The organism is Niallia sp. FSL W8-1348 (assembly GCF_038006745.1).
GTDB lineage: Bacteria > Bacillota > Bacilli > Bacillales > Cytobacillaceae > Niallia > Niallia alba.
On record NZ_JBBOVV010000003.1, the window covers coordinates 376,462 to 393,922 of the forward strand.

Sequence of the window (17,461 nt, forward strand, 5' to 3'; positions counted from 1 at the left end):
CCCCTACCATAAACTTCTTTCAGTTAGTTTTCTCGATATGCTATTCGCTGTTAACACAAGCACTAAGCCTATTATGGATTCAAATAACCCAATAGCAGCCGCATAACTAAAATTATTTGATTCTAAACCAACACGGTATAGATATGTTGAAATAACATCTGAAGTTTCATAGGTTAAAGGATTGTAAATCAATAAGATCTTTTCAAAGCCAATCGCTAGGAAACTACCAATATTCAAAATTAGGAGTGTAACAATTGTCGGCAATATACCTGGAATGGTAATATGCCAGGTTTGTTTCCAGCGGTTAGCACCATCTATCTTTGCTGCTTCATATAAAGAATCATCAATAGTCGTTAGGGCAGCCAAGTAAAGAATCGCTCCCCATCCCATTCCTTGCCATACTTCCGATGTAACATAAATTGTCCTAAACCAGTCTGGACTTTGAATAAAGCTTATTTTTTCTCCTGTAAAAAACTCTACTATCGCATTAATGGAACCGTTTAATGCAGTCAATTGTAAAATCATTCCAGCTATGATAACAATAGATAAAAAATGCGGTAAATAGGAAGCTGTTTGTACAAATTTCTTGAATTTTTTCGACTTTATTTCATTTAAAAGAAGAGCAAAAATAATTGGCATCGGAAAACAAAACAGTAAAGTTATTCCGCCTAGAATGAGGGTGTTTTTAAATACATTCCAAAATACCGGGTCGTTAATAAACATCTCAAAATAATATAAGCCTACCCATTGTTCGCCATACATTTTTCCGCCTGGCATATACCTTCTGAAAGCGATAACATTTCCAAGCATTGGACCATATTTAAAAATTAATAAATAGATGAGTGGTAAAACCAACAAGGAATATAGCTGCCAATCTTTCCGTATAGCAGTTAACGTTGTTTTAAATCTACTTCTTTTTGTCTTTATTGTCTTATTTACTTGTGATTGAACGACTTCTGTTTCCATGAGAACCCCCCGTTTCTGTTTAATAGTGACACACCAGTCGTTTGCTGATTCATTGAATAGCAGCTAGCAGACTGTTATAAAGCAAAGCTTCACTTAAATGAATGAAGCGAAATACACTACTTTAAAGCGCTTACCCAACAAAACTAAGAAGCTCTATTACAAAATTAAAAAAAGATAATATAAATAAGTTTATGATTGATTGCAAAGTCGATTTAAATTGGAGTGATGGTAATGAAAAGAATAAATGTTAATCAGGTTGTGAAATGCGGATTTTTTGTTCATTCAGTTTAACCATACTAGTATGGTAGATTATCGACAAAAACTTTTCTTGTTTAAAGAATCTGAAACAGTGGATCCTCTTTCAAGTAATGTACAGGAATATGTGGAAATTCAGCTTTCACTATAGATGTTAGATATTCCATGCCTGGTTCTTCACTAACAGCATGACCAATCAAAATTATTGCCCTCTTTTTCCCTTGGTAAATAGCATCTCTTACATACTCAGGTGACTCCCATTCTGGACCTTCGCCTGCTATAATTAGATCTAAATGGTGCTGTTGGAATAAAGGAATTACCAATTCTCCTCCACCACGATAGCCTGCAAGTAATCCTATCTTTTGACATTGCATGGACAAATCGCCTACAATTCTTACAAAAGGCGCACCAAGCTTCGCTTTTACATACGTTGCTATTTCCCCAACCGTTTTTTGCGGTATCGTTAAAGTTGTTGCTGTTGGTTGATGCTTTTCGATATATTCTCTCCATTCAAGCTTATGGATTAAACCTAGCATTATTCCGTCTGGGTCATAGCGATGAAAATAATCATGAAAGCGAAAAATAGTGACATTCGACTCTTCTATTAATCGGAGCTTTGCCATGCATATAGGATCGTTCGCATATTTGTCTTTCCAATTTGCATGACTGTAAAAAGGACCTTCATGGGTAATGATCAAATTAGCTTTAAGTGAAATTGCCTTTTCTAATACTTCTTGCGTTAGCATGAATGCGATTACAATTCCTGTCACATCAATATGAGGAGATCCTTTTATTAGTACATCTGTTGTTGATTCAAACTTTCTTGCGGGCTCGATTAGTTTTTCTACTACTCTTTGAACACTCGTCATTTTATCTCCCCCTCAAGTTAATCAAATTATACCATGCCAAAGTTTGTTTATTCAATATACAAACTATTTTTTTTTACAACTTTTACTATTATTTTTTCTAATTATCGATTCTACTCTTATTCTGTGATCACTTTATTTGTTTTTAGTTTCTGCACACGCTGAAAAATGAGAATACTACTTGACATTAGTATGAAAGCTATAGAAACGCCACTAAAAAATGGAAGAAGACCAGGTATATAGAATAATAGAAACATATCTGCTGCTAATCCAAGGATCGCTAGCATTAATATGTGGATATTTAAAACTCCTAGAAAAAAGGAGTATTTAAAGTAGTCAAAAAACTTTAGCTCGTAATGTACGTAAACAGGAAAGAAGAATAAAACGGTAATAAGGTATAAACAAGAAATCAATAGCAATATACTTGTTGCAACAATACGGATTATCCCATCTAAATTTAAAATAAGATAGTAATCTACATACAACATTATTCCAGCCATTACAAATACTAAACCAAAACTATTGCTCTTGATAAATTCACTTTTATAGACGGAGAAGAATGTTTTCCAGATGGGAACTTCCGTTTCTTTCATAAACCATTTTCGGACAACAGTAAATAGTGCTGCTGTTGCTGGCATAAAGCCCAATAGGATAAGACCACTGACTGTGAACATTATCCACAGTAAATTAATATAAGCTAGCTTCATAATCCATTCACAAATGGTATATAACTTCCCCATTGGTTTTGTTGACATGCTTATCCCCTCTACTTTCTTCTTTCCTTCTAGCCTATTTTCTGACTTATTTTTAAATTACTATAAAGAAAACTTCCATCAGTAGGGATCTTTTCTCATCCCCCACTGATGGTTAGTTGTACTTATCAGACTTTTAAGAGAGAGTTTCATCACAAAGGCTTCCTCCATTTTCCGCAGCTTAATCTGAAGGTTTTCACTACCCGTTAAGAGCGGAAATACACTATCTGAAAAGGGGCTTCTACTGCTTTTCTTCTAACCACAAGATGCTTGTTACTCCGCGTGGGTAGTATTTGCTTCCCGCAATTTCTCCTGCTATTATTTGATCACTCCAACTCCAAATGGACAGTTCGGGATGTGTTAGCCATTCTACATGTGTAGCATCAGCCTTTGCTCCTTTTTCATCCCAGTTCCAGCCCAGAATTTCTCGAGCGATAAATTGGCATAAATAAATTTTACTTAGCCAAGAATTATTACTTGTCGATGAAATTTTCCAGCCACCATCTTCAAATAAACAAATTCCTTCTGTTAAAACTGTTTCAAAATGTGTTTTTAATGCTTGAATGTATGCCCCGAAACGACCATTCACATCTAATGCATCCTTACAGTTTGTAAAGTATGGGAATATTAATCCTTCAATTGCTGGAATAATTTTCGAGTCATTGCCTTCACCGATGACAGCTGGAATATAACCAGCTTCCGTTACATGCTCCACAATCGTTGCCGCACATTTTTCTGCTTGTTCTCCAGCAATTTTGGCTAACTCTGTTCGCTCATTCTCTGCAAATATTCTTTCAAGCGCAATATAGGAAGCCCATATTTTTCCTGCGAGATAAATATTGTTTCTTGCCTGCCCTAAAGACACATCAAGGCTGTCATAGGTGGTAATTTCTGCACCACCCATTACTCTCGAAGAATCTAATCCCATTAAGCCGTTACGTTTATCTGGTTCTGGATGATCTCGATTTAACATACTATCAAAACATCGTTCCACTATTTCTAAATTCGCATCCAGCCACTCTTTATCCTCTGTATGGCTAACATAAAGAGCAGCACATAATACCCAGTTTACTAGCTGTTCATGTGTCATGTGTGAGAAGCATCCGTCTAAGCCATATAATTCATAGGATGAATAATGAGGACGAGATATAGTATTCGCTACGCCCATATCATGGGTAAAACTTATGCCGCCTGGATATTCTGTATCATCATTTGGAAACCGAACGGTATCTTCATAACTAAATCGTTGTACAAACATATCTAATTCATTTTTCACTGTCCATGGATTCATCCTTAGTTCATAGAAAATCTGATCCACTGTTAAATCGAAGGTATTCATCATTCGATATTCCCCTTCGTTTACCACCCAGAAGGGTTCACCATTATAATCTAACAATTGTGTAGATCCATAATAGCTGCGAATCGAGTGAATCAACATAAATTTTTGATCTTCCGATAAATGATTTGTACTATCTATTTTTTTATTCGCATTTTTCGCTCTGTCTGCAAGTGGATCAAAGTTTTTAAGCGCATATTCAGCAACAGACTCGATATTATTAAAGAAGTTTGTATAGTAATAAGAAGTATCCATTCCTGCAGTTACAATCCCACCTCTATAAAAACAGATGGCAAATTGGTATGTTCTTTTTTCTCCTGCTGGAACATCCATAACAAGTGCTCCTAAAGGTCCTAATCCAAATGTCCAATTCTCTTCTTCAGGAGTTGTTAGAATATTTTCCAAACTAAAGTGCATTGCTGATTTTACATCAGGATTATTGGATACAATAGCAGTCAATCTGCCTTGACCAATACCTGCAAAGCCATCCATTGTATCATCGACTCTTCGCATCGATGAATAAGGATCACTCCCCTGATAGCCGAAAAAAGCCCGTCTATTTCTTGTTCCGTTTGTATTATCTACTGTCAATTCAGCAAGTACAGCTGGCAAAATAGTACGTTTCAATTCTTCTTCATTTGCAGCTTTTGGATCTGGAACACCTTCCACTTGGGAGTAAATAGTAAAAGATAGATCCTCAGATTCCCATGTATCTGTTCCAAGTTGAAAATTACGTTTTATTTTATCTTTAGAGATAGGAAAAATTATATTAGGCTTATCAGGATCTGGATCCATATTTTCAATATCATACCTTTTACTTTCATCATCATCTTGATACGCAAAGAATGGAAATGCTTGATATGTCCCTTTTTTGTCTAAGACTTCAGCACCAATATAAATATTTTGTTTAGGAGAACGACCTAGCTCTAAATCTAATCCGCCACCTGCACCTGGAAAACCTAGTGTGAAGCTGGAAAACGCTCCTATTGGAGAATGATGAGCATTAAAAAATGAATTTTTTGGCATCGTTATTAATTCCTCCCTTTCCTTATCCTTTTACAGATCCAGCAGCTAATCCTTCTACAATTTTATTACTTAATACGATGAAGGCAATTAAAATTGGAATAATACTAATCATTAAAGTTGCGCCAATAGCTCCCCAATCTGTTAAATATTGACCGACAAAGTTATTCACACCAACGGTTAATGTTTTCCATTTATCTGAGCTAATGAATGTATTAACGAACACAAATTCATTCCAGTTATAAATCATATTGATAATAACAACGGTTGCCATAACGGGAGTTGTCATTGGTAGCGTGATTTGAAAGAATATGCGATGAATCGAACAACCATCCATTACAGCTGCTTCTTCTAATTCACGCGGTAATGCTTGATAGAATCCTAATAAAATCATTATAGTTAATGGCAGATTAAACGCTGTATACGATAAGATAATCGATAGCGGATTATCGATTAGTTGTAATTGATTAAAGAAACTAAATAAAGGAATCAATGTGGAATGCAAGGGAATCATGATTCCTACCATAAATAAACCAAGAACCAGTTTACTTAGTTTCCAATGCATTCTTGTAATTGCAAAGGTAACAAAACTTGCCAAAATGACTGTTAAAACTACTGCAATAACGGTAATCCAAACACTGTTAAAGAAATATTGGCTAATATTCCCTTGTGTCCATACTTTTACATAGTTCCCCCATTGCGGATCCTTAGGAAGAGCAAATGGAGATAAGCCAAACACTTCTTGATTTGTTTTTAAAGAAAAGAAGAACAACCAAATGAGTGGATATATTTGAAAAATGGCAATTATTCCAAGCACTAAATACAAAAAGCCGTATCCTATTTTACTTCCAATAGATCCTTTTATTTTAGGAGATGTGGATAAATCAGTTTTATTATTTTTTTGAACCACTACTTCACTCATGATTATCTCTCTCCTTTAGTACTGAGCATCTTCTTTTGATGCTGTTAATTTTTGTATTACCCATGTCATGACAAGACAGATCACTAGTAACGCAAACCCAATTGCACTACCGTAGCCGAAATTATATGTTTTGAATGCTTCCTTATACATATAAGATGCCATTACTTCACTAGCTCCGTTTGGTCCTCCACCAGTCATTACATAGATTAAATCAAAGTATTTTAATGACCCTACAATTGCTAATACGATTGTTACTTTTATTACGGGAGCAATCAATGGAAGCTTAATCTTATAAGCTATTTGAAATGGTGTTGCTCCATCAATTTTTGCTGCCTCAATAATTTCGTCTGGCACTCCTTTTAATGCTGCATAATAAATAATGATATAAAATCCAGCATATTGCCATACAATTGGAATGAAAATGGAGTATAGTACTAAATTAGGATCAGCCAGCCATATCGGTGTATTTACGACCCCAAACATTTCTAATAGTTTGTTTAGCATTCCATTTGTTGGATCAAAAATTTTCAACCATAACTGGGCAATCGCTACAGAAGACAATAACATAGGAATTAAGTAAATTTTACGAAGTAATCCTGCCCCTTTTATCTTACTTGCTAAAATTAATGAAATTACTAAATAGGCAATTAAACTAATTGCAGAAAAAACAGCTAATAAAACCGAATGATAAGTACTCGTCCAAAACATTTTATCTTTCATAAGCTGTATATAATTATCTAGCCCTATAAAGGTCTTAGCTCCTATACCGTCCCAATCCATTAAGCCATAATATCCTGTTAATATAATAGGAATATAGATTAAAATTAAAATGAGTAACAGTGCAGGGAGCACATAAAGGGTAATAATCCATTTATTCGACATCACGTTTTTCATTTTCTGCTCTCCCTCCTTATTGATTAGGAAGGCTTTGTTAAAGGATAAGTTTGGATATTCTAATGAAGTAATGTTACATACATTAGACCAATATTATCGTTTAACAGAGCCTTCTCTTAAAATCAATAATGTGATTATCATAACTATTTATTCAAAGTGATAATCTTTTAAATAGTGGAATCCACCTGCTTTTTCTGATAGATTCCACCTGTTCTTTTGTTATTCTTCTTCAGCTAATGCTTGTTCTTGTTTTGCTGTGAATTCTTTTGGTGTTGCCTGACCGCCAAATAGTGATTGAATCATATCTAAATGTACTTGTGCTACACTAGAGCTCATTTGAACATCTGCATATAATGTTAAGTTTGATGCCTCACCAAGATCATTTAAAATATCGATATACATTTGATCTAGCTCAATGTTTGAAGTGTCAACAACAGTTGCTGGAATTACCCCCGCATCTTTAACAGAGTTTTTGCCCCATTCTTGTACTAAATAAGCAACAAAATCTTTTGCTTCTTCTTTTACTTTAGATTTCTCAGAAACAAACAATCCAACTCCAGGTCCACCTACATAACTGTTAATATCACCTTTACCGCCTTCGTAAGTTGGAAACTTAAAGTATCCTACTTTATCTTTAAATTCTTGTGTAACATCTGGGCTAGTTGTATAGTTTGGCAATTCCCAAGTAGCCATTAAATACATAGCTGCTTGCTCATTCATAAAGTATCCTTTTGCCTCATCATTGGATAAACCGTTAAAACCTTTTACGAACCCGCCCATGTCCACTAATTTTTTGATTTCTTCAGCTGCTTGAACAAGTGCTGGATCTTCGAAACTACCGCTTCGATTAATTGCATTTGTTAGTACTTCTGGTCCTCCAATTCTATCTGCAAGGTACATATACCACATAGAACCAGTCCAGCGATCTTTATTACCTAATGTGATTGGTGTAACACCATTATCAGTTAGTGTTTTAACAACAGTTAAAAATTCATCATATGTTTCAGGAACTTCTAGATTATATTTTTCAAAGATTTCTTTATTGTAATACACAGGTGTTATATTTAATTCGAGTGGAAGACCGTATGTTTTACCGTCTATGGCAAATGCTTCTGTCGTACCTGCAACAAATTGATCTTTAAAGTTGCTATCTATTACATCATCCAATGGAGCAAACATTTCACCTTTAACAAATGGCTGCATATATCCTGCTGCCCATGTTACCCCAACATCTGGAAGTTCATTAGACGCTGATAGTACTTTAATTTTATCTTTATATTGCTCGTTTCCAAGAATCTCTGTTTGAACTTTTACATCTGGGTGGTCTTTTTCATATTGCTTAATGATATCGTTTACAATTGTGAACTGTGCTTTCGAGCTCCCCTCTGGCCATAGATGCATAAATTTAATTACTGTTTTATCCCCATCTTTTGAAGCGCTTTCATCGTTCGAAGAAGTGGATGAAGAACATCCTGCTAAAACTAAAACCATTAATAAAGCAATAGATAATAGTGCTGACATTGCTTTTCTATGAAACATTAAAACTACCCCCTATACCATCCTATTTATTTACTTTTTTCTTACAAATAAAGTCTATCATTATTAGATTTTCTAAAAAAGGTAACAATGATTAGAAAAAGTTCAACTATTTTTAGAAAGCCCTTTCATTATTTGTTTTTCGGTAAGCGCTCGGTGTCTTTCCTTCTAGCTCTTTAAAGATTTTAATAAAGTATTTAGCTGTTTTATATCCTGATTCTTCTGCAATATCAGTAATGGAGAGCTTTGTAGAGATAAGCAGATTTTTGGCATGCTGAATTCTTCTTCTCATGATATATTCACTAAACGTTAAACGAATCTCCTCTTTAAATAGCACACTAAAATAGCTCGGATTTAAATAAACATGATCGGCTACATCACGTTGAGTTAATTCTTCTTTTAAATGCTTGTCAATATAAAGCAAAGCTTTCTGAATCGGCTCTCTTACCGATTCATTTGTTACTGTTGCATCTATTAACTTATTATCGACAACCCTTGAAATAATATCGGCTCTTTCTTTATCTTTATCAATTTTAATGGCATCTTCAACAGCTTCAATTAATTTCTTTTTACTAATTGGCTTTAATAAATAATTAATAACGCCTAATCGAAGAGCCTCTTGAGCATATTCAAATTCCGAATAGGCGGAGATTACAATAACCACAGGCAAATATTTTTGATCTTTCATTGTTTTAAGCATGGTTATACCCGTAATTTTTGGCATGCGTATATCTGTTATGAGGATGTTTACTTTTTGATTTTGCATGATGTCAATGGCAGTTTCTGCATTTTCTGCCGTCAAAATTTGAAATTGCCCGTTAGACCAGCTCTCCAACGTTTTTTTGATGCCTTCCCTTGATCTTGGCTCATCATCAACAATCAAAATGGTTTTCGCATACATCTTACATCCCTCCATCTTTTGGAATTTCAAAAGAAATTAATGTTCCTTTATTTTCAGTACTTTCAATTATTAGTCCCTTTTGCTGCCTTTCCTGATAATAGAGTGTAAGCCTTTTATATACATTGGAAATAGCCATTCCTTTGCCTGTAGCAGAAGTAATGCCTCCTCTTTCCATCGATTCCTTAATTCTTGATAATTTAGTCTCACTTATACCAATTCCATCATCTCTAACAATCACCTTTATGTGGTTATCTATTTCTGCTTGTTTCACCACTACATCAACAGTACATTGTCCTACCTTATTCTCTGCACCGTGTAATACAGCATTTTCTACTAATGGCTGTATTAAAAATTTTGGAATTTTAACCTCTTCAAATGCTTTTGGGAGATGTATATGCCATTTCAACTCTTCTCCAAATCGCATTTTCATTATTTCCATATAATCTTCTATATGTGCTATCTCGTCTTTTATACGAACCCACTCATCTTCTGTAGATCGAGAAATAGTGTATCGAAATAAATTAGACATAGTAACTACAAGCTCTGCTAACTCTTCCTCGTCTTTTTCTTCTAGCGACCAATGAAGGGCATCTAGTGTATTAAATAAAAAGTGAGGATTGATTTGTGCCTGCAAAGCTCTTAATTCACTTCTACTTCGAAAAATTTCCTTTTGATAAACCATCGTTATCAAATGGTTTGTTTCTTTTACGAGTTGATTATATGTACTATTTAGTTCATTTATTTCATTGACTGAGGAGATGCTGGGTGTCAGCGGTAATGAACCTTCACTAGCGAATCTCATCGTATTTGTTAAGCGGATAATGGGCCGAGTGATAATATTCGAAAGAAAAAAAGAACAGACAAAGAAAATTAGCAGTCCAATTATACCAGCAAGAAGGATACTCGTTCGTAACACCGTAATGCCTTCTGTTAATGTATTGTACGGTGTCAAAATCAGGACAGTCCAACCTGTCATATAGGAAAAGTTTTTCGTGATCATGTAATCCTTTTCATTTATTTGAATTGTTTTTTTATTACTCTGTACGATTGGCTCACTTGACTGTTCAAAATTAGTGATTATTGGTTGATTTAATTGATCTAAAAGGATAAAATATTGATTTGTTTCATCGGTAAGCGCTTGATTAGCAAACTGAAAATAATTATCATAAATACTAAAAAGCAGATATCCACCATTAGTAAAACTGCGATTAATTAGATTGACTCTCCTGATTGCGAGAAAATAATTGCTGTCATTAGGATCCTCTCCAATCCATACAAGACTTCCCTTTGCTTGATCAGCCTTTTCTACCCAACTCGCATCCAAACCAGTCATTATATTCGCATCATCAAGTGGCAAAATTCGTTTTTGATTACTTGTAAATAACTGAAAAGAAAAGATGCCATCAGAATTGGCCGTGATTGTATTAACAGTTCCCATCAATTCTTGTTTTTCATAAAAAGTTACATTCTTTTGTTCATATTCCTTCGTTAAAAGCTTTTGTAACTTATCATTAGTTGCTGCTAATTTAGACGCCATATTTAACTGCTCATACAAAGTCTCGATTCTTCCGTTTGCTTCCACTGCGACTTGTTGAATTTGTTTTTCTGCATTATTTTTTAATAATGACGATACTTGATTAAAAATCAATGTACTTACAAATAAAAGAACGACTACCATAACTGATAAAAATACAAATAAGATCTGATTCCGTAATGTATTCCATTTCCTTAATAAATTAAACATCGATTTTATCGCCTTTCTCTTTATTTGCAACATTATTATACCAAAAATTCCGCACACTTTGTTTATTCATTATACAAATAAACATAATATTTAATTTGAATTCAAAGAAAATTTCAGATATATATGTAATACAAAAAAGAGCCTGACCAATTACTTTTGTAATAAATTCAGACTCCCTTTTTATTTAGCTGTTTTCATAAAGTTTATTGCTTTAGCTCAGAGCCTGAATACACTTCAGCTCGGCAAGCCTTACGATATCTCATCTCTCCCGCTATACTAGGGTCTACGTGTATTCAGTCTGCTCAGTACCTCCTTTTCATATTAAAGACAACAATCTTTAAAAAACAGGTTTATCTACTAATGAATAATGGTTACTCGATTTTTCTTTTGCAGCTTTCTTTGTATGCTTCTCATTAATAAGTTCTTTCCTATTCTCCTTGTAGGAGGGAATAGAATAATAACACCTACAATATCCGTTAGAAATCCTGGAAACAGCAATAACAGTCCGCCTACAAGCACACAAAAGCTATCTAAAATAGCATCTCCTGGCATTATACCTTGATTTAACTGAACTTGGACATTGCGAATTGCCTTTAATCCTTGTTTCTTTAGTAAAACCCCACCTAAAATTCCTGTTCCAATTACTATAATTAAGGTTTCTGTTATTCCAATTATATTTCCAGCTAGAAGAAAGATTATAAGCTCGATTAGTGGCAATAGCAGCAAGCTGATAATAAAATTTCTCAAGTTGTCACCATCCTCATTTAATTTCCCTTTCTTTTTATTATACCTTTTTTTGTTCCTTGCTGATAGTAGACAGCATCCGTTTCTCTTTTTATGTCATTGTAAAATTCTGTTATTCTGATTAGATAGCTACAATTGCTAGTATGGATTCCAATCCCAGTGTAGTAGCCGCCTACAAAAAAAGAAGAATAGCCTTACCTATTAATTTAGGTAAGGCTATTCTTCCTTTGGATTATTTAATGATTCACAGATTAAAGTACGCTAGCATGTCCGCTATAAACATAGCCGCTACGAGAATCAACTGTAATATCTAATCCATCTTTTAAGATGTTTGTTGCATTTTCTACTCCTACGATAACAGGAATTCCAATATTTAAACCTACAACAGCCGCATGGCTTGTTAAGCCACCCTCTTCAACAATTAATGCACTACATTTTTCTAATGCAGGCACCATATCACGATCCGTTGCATTTGTTACAAGAATTGAACCAGAATTAACTTTATCTAAAGCTTCTTTTGCACTTGTCGCAATTACAGCTTTACCGAATGCAGTTTTACGGCCAATTCCTTGTCCTTTAGCAAGAACATCTCCAATTACATGAATTTTCATGATGTTTGTTGTACCAGTTTCACCAACAGGAAGGCCAGCTGTAATCACTACTAAATCTCCATGAGTTACGATAGAGCTGTTAACACCTTCTTGAACAGCTACATCAAGCATTTCATCTGTTGATTCTGATTTTTGGCTTAGACGTGGGTATACTCCCCAAACTAGTGCTAATTGTCTTTGAATTCTTGCATCATAAGTTACAGCAACAATTGGAGCTTCTGGACGATATTTAGAAATCATTCTTGCAGTATGGCCACTACCAGTTGGTGTAATTACCGCTTTTACTTCTAAATTCAATGCTGTATGAGCAACAGATTGTCCGATTGAATCAGTAATAGAATGCTCAGAATCTCTGCTGCGTTTAGATAAAATTTCTTTGTAATTTAAAGCTTCTTCTGCTCTTGAAGCAATATTGTTCATTGTTTGTACAGCTTCTACTGGATAAGATCCTGCTGCTGTTTCTCCTGAAAGCATAATTGCATCCGTTCCATCAAAGATCGCATTTGCTACGTCACTTGCCTCTGCACGAGTAGGACGTGGGTTACGTTGCATAGAATCTAGCATTTGTGTTGCAGTAATAACTGGTTTACCTAAAGTATTACATTTTTTAATTAATAATTTTTGTACTAATGGTACTTCTTCAGCAGGAATTTCAACCCCTAAATCACCACGGGCAACCATTAATCCATCAGAAACTTCAAGAATTTCATCAATATTATCCACACCTTCTTGGTTTTCAATCTTAGGAATAATATGGATATGAGATGCATTATTATCTTCTAATAATTGCTTAATTTCTAAAACATCAGATGCACGTCGTACGAAAGATGCAGCAATAAAATCAATTCCTTGTTCAATACCAAAACGGATATCATTTGCATCTTTTTCTGTCATACCAGGAAGCTTTACAGCTACTCCAGGAACGTTTACCCCTTTTTTATTTTTTAATGTTCCTGAATTTAAAATTTTTGTATGTATTTCCCCAGCTGCTTTATCTACTTTTGTTACTTCAAGACCAATTAAGCCATCATCAAGTAGAATTTTACTACCAGCTTCCACATCATCAATTAAGCCTTCATAAGTAACAGAGAATTTTTCTGTTGTACCTTCTACTTCTGTCATAGAAACGATGATATCATTACCAGAAACTAGTTCGATAGCACCATCTTTCATATTGTTTGTTCTGATTTCAGGACCTTTTGTATCTAAAAGAATCGCAATATTGTTACCAGTAATTTCTGCTGCTTCACGAATATTTTTTATTCTAGCACCATGCTCTTCGAAATCGCCATGAGAAAAGTTAAGGCGAGCAACATTCATTCCAGCTTCCATTAATTGCGTTAATTTTTCTACACTTTCACTTGCAGGTCCAATAGTACATACAATCTTCGTTTTACGCATTCAAAATAACCTCCGATAATATTAGTAAAAAAATAATTACTTAACAGCATTTTAGGAATTTATGCGTTATCTCTGTCATAACATGTACTAGATAATCATAAATTCCTACTGTTTTATTAAATTGATAATTCTTTTGATAAGTGATATAAATTATTGTCAATCGTATGTTTACGTGCTAACGCTTCAATGATATCATAATCTACTAATTGATTTTTCTCGATACCAACAGCTCTTCCACCTTTACCTTCAACAAGTAGCTCAACTGCATAAGCTCCTAGACGGCTAGCTAATACACGGTCTTGTGCTGTAGGTGATCCACCACGTTGCATATGTCCTAAAACAGATACACGTGTATCAAAGTCTGTGTTTTCTTCAATTAATTTGCCGATTTCAACACCACTTGCTACTCCTTCAGCTACGACGATGATACTATGTTTTTTGCCGCGCTCCTGACCTTTTTTCAATCTCTTTACAATCTCTTCTAAATGGAAACCTTCTTCAGGAATAAGGATTGTTTCCGCACCACCAGCTAATCCAGCCCATAATGCGATATCTCCTGCATTTCTTCCCATCACTTCAATAATAAATGTTCTTTCATGAGAAGTTGCTGTATCACGAATTTTATCAATAGCATCAATAACTGTGTTTAGTGCCGTATCGAAGCCAATAGTAAATTCCGTTCCTGGAATATCATTGTCAATTGTACCTGGAACGCCAACACAAGGAAAGCCTTGTTCTGTAAGCGCCTTCGCACCCATATAAGACCCATCTCCACCAATGACAACAAGACCATCGATATTATGTTTCTTTAATTGCTCAATTCCTTTTTGTTGACCTTCTTTTGTTTTAAATTCTTCACAGCGCGCAGAAAAAAGGAATGTTCCGCCACGATGAATAATATCACCAACAGAGCCAACTTCTAATTTTCTGAAGTTACCACTAATTAGCCCAGCATAACCGCCAATAACACCATATACTTCTACGCCATGAAATATGGCTTTACGTACTACCGCTCGAACGGCCGCATTCATTCCTGGTGCGTCACCGCCACTTGTTAATACACCAATTCTTTTAACTGTCAATTTCCTCACCTCATAATTTCATTAACAAATAAATTATGTAGCACAACATACATATACTATTATATAACAAAATAGCTGTCTGCAACATATTTCACAAAATTTACATATATATAATCTATGTAATGCTAACTTTTGTAAATTAATCAAGAAATTGCTTTTTCTCTATTAATTCGAATTCTATTTATCCAATTATCCATTAAACAATTCTACCATATCATGAAGAATCGCGTATCTCAACTTAATATGACAAAAAAATAAAAGACGGAATAATCAGCAAATTGCAAACGTTTTATAATCTCTCGTTTTGTAGCTATTTCCCGATATTTAAAACTTTAAACATTAAATTGAAATACTTAACAGAAGAAAGTTAAGCTTTTTATAATATGTTCCATACACTATTTTTTATGTAAATTTCCATAAATCCTCTGCAAAAATACATTTTTACCTTCTTAGAGCTTTTTATACTCGTCTATATACAAAGATAAAAAATATTTTTTCCTATTTCACTCAAAAAACTGTAGACAAGTGAGATTGTCTACAGTTTAAAATCTTTTATTAAGCTAGATATTATTAATGATTTAAATAAGATCCCATATTTTTAAACTTAGCATAGCGATGATTCACAAGTTCTTCCTTAGTCATCCCTGTCAATTCTTTTAAGGATGAATATAAAACTTCGTCAATTTGCTCCGCTTGTTCTTTTATATCATGGTGGGCTCCACCTTTCACTTCTCTAATAATCGAATCAATAATACCCAATTTCCTTAAGTCTGGAGCCGTAATCTTCATTTTTTCAGCAGCCTGTTTCGCCTGACCAGCATCTTTCCATAAGATAGATGCCGCTCCTTCTGGAGTGATTACTGAATAGGTGGAATTCTCAAGCATATGGATATGGTTACCTACACCAAGAGCTAAAGCTCCGCCACTACCACCTTCCCCAATTACGATACAGACAATTGGGACTTGCATAGATGCCATTTCAAATAAATTTTTGGCAATAGCTTCACTTTGTCCTCTTTCTTCTGCAGCTTTACCAGGGTATGCACCTTTTGTATCAATGAAGCATATGATTGGACGGTTAAACTTGTCTGCTTGCTTCATTAAGCGAAGGGCTTTGCGATATCCTTCTGGATGTGGCATTCCAAAATTCCTGCGAATATTCTCCTTTGTATCTTTCCCTCTTTGGTGACCAACAATTGTTACTGGCAAACCTTTATATTTTGCAATACCACCTACGATTGCCTCATCATCTCCAAAACCTCTATCTCCATGCAATTCGATAAAATCGGTGAATAAATGAGAAATGTAATCAAGTGTCGTTGGTCTATTTGGGTGTCTAGCAATTTGAACCCTATCCCAAGGTTTCATATTATCATAGACATCTTTTTCAAGCTTTTTTAAGCGAATTTCCAATTTTTCAATCTCTGTACTCAAATCAACATTTGCATTTTCAGAGAAGTTTTTTAATTCTTGGATTTTATCTTTTAATTCATTAATCGGCTTATCAAAATCTAATCCTACCACTCTAATTCACCACCAGTTTGATGCATTTCAAGGACTAAGCTAAGTTTATCTTTTAATTCTAACCTAGGTATTACTGCATCTAGTTGACCATGTTTTAGCAAAAACTCTGCCGTTTGGAAGTCTTTAGGAAGCTCTTCACCAATTGTTTGTTCAATAATCCGACGTCCAGCAAAACCAATTAATGCGCCTGGTTCAGCAAAATTGTAATCCCCAAGTGAAGCGAAGCTTGCAGAGACTCCCCCTGTTGTAGGATGGGTCATAATCGTAATATATAATCCGCCATTATCACTAAATCGTTTTAATGCAGTACTTGTTTTAGCCATTTGCATAAGACTTAGAACGCCTTCCTGCATTCTTGCTCCACCAGAAGCCGTAAAAATAATAAATGGTACGGAAAGCTCATCTGCTTTTTCTATAGCAAGGGTTATTTTTTCCCCAACCACTGATCCCATACTTCCCATTCGGAAAGAAGAATCCATTACAGCTATTACTACTTTCATTCCATTTATTTCGCCCGTACCAGTAACTACTGCTTCGTTCATATTTGTTTTCTGAATATCTCCTGCGATTTTATCTTCATAACCAGGAAATTGTAAAGGATTACCTGTTTTCATATCCGCATTTAACTCAACAAAGGTTGCTTCGTCTAGGATACTATTCATTCTTTCATAAGCTTTCATTGGCAGATGATAACCACAGTTTAGACAAACCTTATGATTCTTCTGTAATTCACGTGTATACATTATTTTCTTACAATTAGAACACTTTGTCATAATACCTTCTGGCACTTCATTTTTTGATAATTCTGAAGGCAGTGTTGCATATTTAAGCTTTTTTGATTTCGAAAATATTCCCTTAATCAATATGGAAACCTCCCCATAAGTAACAATTTAAATTTGAATCG

At 34.6% G+C, this 17,461-nt stretch carries 14 protein-coding genes; all 14 read right to left on the reverse strand.

Going from position 1 to position 17,461, the window contains the following annotated elements:
* Positions 1-3: 3 nt before the first annotated feature.
* A complete protein-coding gene (locus NST60_RS24545; protein ID WP_016201830.1) occupies positions 4-966 on the reverse strand; it encodes an ABC transporter permease in 963 nt (320 codons plus the stop codon).
* A 332-nt stretch (positions 967-1,298) separates the two neighbouring features.
* Positions 1,299-2,090, reverse strand: a complete 792-nt coding sequence (locus NST60_RS24550) for a Nif3-like dinuclear metal center hexameric protein (RefSeq protein ID WP_016201831.1) — start codon at positions 2,088-2,090, stop codon at positions 1,299-1,301.
* A 116-nt stretch (positions 2,091-2,206) separates the two neighbouring features.
* Positions 2,207-2,842 (reverse strand): YesL family protein, encoded by a 636-nt coding sequence (locus NST60_RS24555; RefSeq protein ID WP_101730647.1) that lies wholly within the window; start codon positions 2,840-2,842, stop codon positions 2,207-2,209.
* Between the two features lie 238 nt (positions 2,843-3,080).
* The gene (locus NST60_RS24560) at positions 3,081-5,201 is read right to left on the reverse strand and encodes a glycoside hydrolase family 52 protein (protein ID WP_341100653.1); all 2,121 of its coding nucleotides are present in this window, start codon (positions 5,199-5,201) and stop codon (positions 3,081-3,083) included.
* 22 nt (positions 5,202-5,223) lie between these two features.
* On the reverse strand, positions 5,224-6,120 hold the full coding sequence (locus tag NST60_RS24565; protein WP_016201834.1) for a carbohydrate ABC transporter permease: 897 nt from the start codon (positions 6,118-6,120) through the stop codon (positions 5,224-5,226).
* 15 nt (positions 6,121-6,135) lie between these two features.
* Positions 6,136-7,014, reverse strand: a complete 879-nt coding sequence (locus tag NST60_RS24570) for a carbohydrate ABC transporter permease (RefSeq protein WP_016201835.1) — start codon at positions 7,012-7,014, stop codon at positions 6,136-6,138.
* A 219-nt stretch (positions 7,015-7,233) separates the two neighbouring features.
* Entirely contained in the window at positions 7,234-8,553 is a 1,320-nt protein-coding gene (locus tag NST60_RS24575) for an extracellular solute-binding protein (RefSeq protein ID WP_169188962.1), read from the reverse strand.
* Positions 8,554-8,665: 112 nt separating this feature from the next.
* Positions 8,666-9,451 carry a response regulator transcription factor gene (locus tag NST60_RS24580; protein ID WP_169188963.1) on the reverse strand — a complete coding sequence of 262 codons (786 nt, stop codon included), beginning with the start codon at positions 9,449-9,451 and terminating at the stop codon, positions 8,666-8,668.
* A 1-nt stretch (position 9,452) separates the two neighbouring features.
* Entirely contained in the window at positions 9,453-11,195 is a 1,743-nt protein-coding gene (locus NST60_RS24585) for a sensor histidine kinase (protein ID WP_169188964.1), read from the reverse strand.
* 357 nt (positions 11,196-11,552) lie between these two features.
* Positions 11,553-11,942, reverse strand: coding sequence for an FxsA family protein (locus NST60_RS24590; RefSeq protein WP_016202781.1), 390 nt, complete (start codon positions 11,940-11,942; stop codon positions 11,553-11,555).
* A 248-nt stretch (positions 11,943-12,190) separates the two neighbouring features.
* Complete coding sequence (gene pyk, locus NST60_RS24595) at positions 12,191-13,951, reverse strand: pyruvate kinase (RefSeq protein ID WP_016202782.1); 1,761 nt, start codon at positions 13,949-13,951, stop codon at positions 12,191-12,193.
* 116 nt (positions 13,952-14,067) lie between these two features.
* Positions 14,068-15,033 (reverse strand): 6-phosphofructokinase, encoded by a 966-nt coding sequence (gene pfkA, locus NST60_RS24600; protein ID WP_040343181.1) that lies wholly within the window; start codon positions 15,031-15,033, stop codon positions 14,068-14,070.
* Between the two features lie 570 nt (positions 15,034-15,603).
* The gene (gene accA, locus NST60_RS24605) at positions 15,604-16,557 is read right to left on the reverse strand and encodes an acetyl-CoA carboxylase carboxyl transferase subunit alpha (protein WP_016202784.1); all 954 of its coding nucleotides are present in this window, start codon (positions 16,555-16,557) and stop codon (positions 15,604-15,606) included.
* Entirely contained in the window at positions 16,551-17,420 is an 870-nt protein-coding gene (gene accD, locus NST60_RS24610) for an acetyl-CoA carboxylase, carboxyltransferase subunit beta (protein ID WP_169188965.1), read from the reverse strand. Before accD ends, accA begins: the two co-directional genes overlap by 7 nt.
* Positions 17,421-17,461: the final 41 nt, after the last annotated feature.

Coding starts and splice junctions, on each gene's coding strand:
- NST60_RS24545 (WP_016201830.1), bottom strand. CDS start 966: ATGGAAACAGAAGTCGTTCAATCACAAGTAAATAAGACAATAAAGACA.
- NST60_RS24550 (WP_016201831.1), bottom strand. CDS start 2,090: ATGACGAGTGTTCAAAGAGTAGTAGAAAAACTAATCGAGCCCGCAAGA.
- NST60_RS24555 (WP_101730647.1), bottom strand. CDS start 2,842: ATGTCAACAAAACCAATGGGGAAGTTATATACCATTTGTGAATGGATT.
- NST60_RS24560 (WP_341100653.1), bottom strand. CDS start 5,201: ATGCCAAAAAATTCATTTTTTAATGCTCATCATTCTCCAATAGGAGCG.
- NST60_RS24565 (WP_016201834.1), bottom strand. CDS start 6,120: ATGAGTGAAGTAGTGGTTCAAAAAAATAATAAAACTGATTTATCCACA.
- NST60_RS24570 (WP_016201835.1), bottom strand. CDS start 7,014: ATGAAAAACGTGATGTCGAATAAATGGATTATTACCCTTTATGTGCTC.
- NST60_RS24575 (WP_169188962.1), bottom strand. CDS start 8,553: ATGTTTCATAGAAAAGCAATGTCAGCACTATTATCTATTGCTTTATTA.
- NST60_RS24580 (WP_169188963.1), bottom strand. CDS start 9,451: ATGTATGCGAAAACCATTTTGATTGTTGATGATGAGCCAAGATCAAGG.
- NST60_RS24585 (WP_169188964.1), bottom strand. CDS start 11,195: ATGTTTAATTTATTAAGGAAATGGAATACATTACGGAATCAGATCTTA.
- pyk (WP_016202782.1), bottom strand. CDS start 13,951: ATGCGTAAAACGAAGATTGTATGTACTATTGGACCTGCAAGTGAAAGT.